The sequence below is a fragment of the Vibrio thalassae genome, assembly GCF_900089835.1.
Lineage (GTDB): Bacteria > Pseudomonadota > Gammaproteobacteria > Enterobacterales > Vibrionaceae > Vibrio > Vibrio thalassae.
Genome location: NZ_OANU01000104.1, coordinates 1 through 3,605, shown reverse-complemented (window position 1 = coordinate 3,605; position 3,605 = coordinate 1). Strand labels below are relative to the sequence as shown.

The 3,605-nt window shown below is 47.0% G+C and carries 1 pseudogene; it reads left to right on the top strand.

From position 1 onward, the window contains the following. Positions 1–3,605, top strand: a pseudogene (locus VTH8203_RS19440) (hypothetical protein); the annotation flags it as partial.

Sequence of the window (3,605 nt, the reverse complement as noted above, 5' to 3'; positions counted from 1 at the left end):
TTGCCAACGCAATATTTGGCAGCGAGTTTGATCGCTGAATACCAAGCAGCATTGGCAGGTAATGTGTGGAATACCCCAGATGAAGTGCAAGCCTTGATTGCAGTCGTGAATAATGACAATGTGGTGGATTCAGATGGTGACGGTATTTTAGATGGGGTGGAACTGGCACAATTTAGTGATCCGAATGATGCCAATCATCCGATTTACCTAGGTCAAATAGACACTGACAACGATGGCACATTGAATGGTCTTGATACGGATTTGGATGGTAACGGTACAGCGGATGAAAACGACCTCTATGTCACGCTTAATTCTGGTGTTCTCGCTGGTAATGTTGACGGCTTGCCGATTCCATACACAACGAATAATACTGCTAATTGTCCAGCCAGTGCTTCCCCAAGCGAAACGGTGGGTAACATTGCGTTGGTCTACTATGACGGGGCAAACGGCTGTGGCTTTCCTAGCGCTAGTTACACAGCGACCCAATATACCGTCAACGAAGGGATCAGCTATCAGTTCAATACCGCGATACCTTTATATCAAATTGGTGCACCGCAGGTGGCAGCAAACTCATTCCATTTAAATAAAACCTACCCAATGCTGCGTTTGCCGCGTGATGTGAAATACGACATTTATGAGGTGACGCTCAATGGCAGTGATTGGGTCGCGACCAAATTACAAACCATTGAGGCTGCGGATATTCCCGATGATAACTGGTTATTCATTAATCAAGATGTGAGTGAGCGCACCACGGCGTTGAACCTCATGGCGGTGCCAGAAGATTTAGATCTCTATGGTGAACTGATTTCTAACTTTAGCTTGGTGCAACTAAATAATGACGATACCCGCTTATCTTTCTCTACTCGTATCAGCTTTGATGGTTGGCGTTACCGTCTAGATGGTGGTGAATGGATAACTGCCACTGAACCAAGCGTGATTTTATCGGGATTAAGCCTTGGTCAGCACACGGCAGAAATGGAAATCATTGATGCCGATGGCAACCCACTAACGGCTATCGGTCTGCTAACCACCACTGCTGAGATTTACACGGTAGAGAACCTCACCCCTGATACCAGCTTATCTTTTGATTACACCAATCATTTCACCGGTAGCGAATACCTAGCGGTTGCGATCTTACCTGGATCAGGTTTGACAGGTCCTAGCGAAACACTCACGCCAAATTGGTGGGATACCGCCGAGACCGAGACCCATTTCACGCTTGAGGTGAAAGATGCTGCGGGCAATGTTTATCCAGTGACCTTGAAAGGGCATCGTATTTACAATCAAATTCAAACAGCGATGCATTATGTCACCATCCCTGGTGAGCAATCGCCTGACTTTGATACCGTCAATTATTTCCACATTTCACTTGATAGCGGTAGTTTAAGCGCATTGCCGACGGGTACTCATTACAATGGTGGTGTGGCGAAATTACGTTATGTCACTTCAGCACAAGAAGAGTTGGGCATTTATCCGTTCAGTATTGATTTCACCTTGCCGCACAGTGATTTTGATGGCGATGGTATTGAGGATGGTATTGACCCTGATTTGGATGGCGATGGTGTTGCCGATACACTTGATGTTAACAGCTACAGTGTAACGTCCGATACCGATGGCGATGGCATGGGAGATGGCTTTGAAACCACCTATGGTTTAGACCCATTAACTGCAGGTGATGAAAGTGGTGATCTGGATGGTGATGGCTTCACCAACTTAGTGGAATACCAAGACGGCTCTGACCCAAGTGATGCCAGCAGCTTTGATACCGATCATGATGGCATTCTTGACCCAGATGACGCAGAGCCAACGGTGTGGAATAACCTCGCAACAGGGGAGCGCTTAGGCACCACTACCGTTTCAGCAACGCATGAACGCACAGAATATACCTCGCCAGTGGTGCGCATCATGACTGAAGCACATAGCCGTAGCGAAGATATGTATGTGCCGTATGAGGATTATAACTATTCGCTGGATAGTCACGGTTCAAATTATATGCCAAAAGTGGCGTATTCTGCGGTCTCCAATGGCACCAAAGACGGTGTGGTTTGGCAAGACCAAACTACCATGGCTGTCTACTACAGCGAATTTAATATCGATGGTACACATAATCGGACAATCACTTTACCTAACGCCGCCAATGAGAATCTCTTGTCAGCAACCAGTAATGGTGCGGGTGACATTGTGTATGGTTTAGGGGCTACCGGCGGTGCGTCCGATAAAGTAACGCCAACGACAGTGCGTCTGATCCGGTACGACTTGAATGCACAAAGTGTCACCATTAATCAGACCCTAAATACCAGCACATCTGGTGTTGGCGCAATTGATGTCTGGAAGATAGACGATATGCCGAGCAAACTTGCTTGGTCGGGTGATCGCATTGGTATGAACATCTTGCGTACTTATGCCCAAGGTGGTGATGGTTCAAATCACCAAGGTGGCGGTGCGTACATTTATGATGCGAATACGCTCAACATGACCAAAGGATGGGGTCAAATCTCCGGTCACCAATTTGGTGGTACATTGATGGTCGATAGTCAAGGTAACTTTAATACCTTGATCCTCGGTGATAACTACCCGCGTGGTATCAATTTAGTTCAATGGAATGATACAAACCGCGCAACCCAAGAGCTTCTAAGGCTTAAAACCCAGCATGGTTCCCATTCGAAAAACGGACAATTTGAGGAATACACAGAGATCTCCACACCAACCACGACTTACTACAAGTGGTCAAACGATAATCGAACGTATTCTGAGCTTGGTGGTGTGGTAGAAATGGACGATCGCCTCCTCAGCTTCATGATGAGTGAGCGTGGTCTTAACAATGCCGAAGTCGGCAGAGCCCACAATAAATCGCGTAACATTGCCGTGGTAGCGACCGCGAAAAACGCCGCAGACGGTGAGTACCTTACCTTTGGTGAATACGAAAGCAGTGATTATTACACTTTCGGCGGTGGCTATAACTTACTAGAAAACCGTTATGTGGTGTGGCTATCGGACTTTATCGATATTCAAGACAATATCAGCCGCTTGAAACCGTTGAAACTTGCCGACAATGTTATCTTGCTCTTGATGGAAATCCATACCTTTGATGGCTATGACTACAGTGCTTATATGATGATCAACAAGGACTTGCAAGTGTTGGTACCAATAACGCGCATGCGTCAAGACGTCATTTTTGGTCGCTCCGATGAACTGCGGGTTGAGAATGGCACTGCTTATGGTTACAGCAGTGCGAATGGCAAATTACAGCGCTTTACTATCAGCCTCAATGGTGACCCAACGATTGATAGCGATAACGATGGCTACGGTGATTACTACGAGCAACTCTTAGGCAGCGACGCCAACGATTCGAATTCACCGTTAATGAATGGCGATGTAGACACCGACAGTGACGGTATTCCTGATCACATGGATTACGATGACGATGCTGACGGTATCTCGGATCTGGATGACAGTGCGCCACTCGATCGCAACTCAGACTATGACAGTGATGGCTTAACCGATGGCTATGAAACCGATAATGGCCTCAATCCGATGGATGCCAGCGATGGTGGTGTGGACAGTGACGGTGATGGTATTCGTGATGCGGATGAATTGCTGCTTGG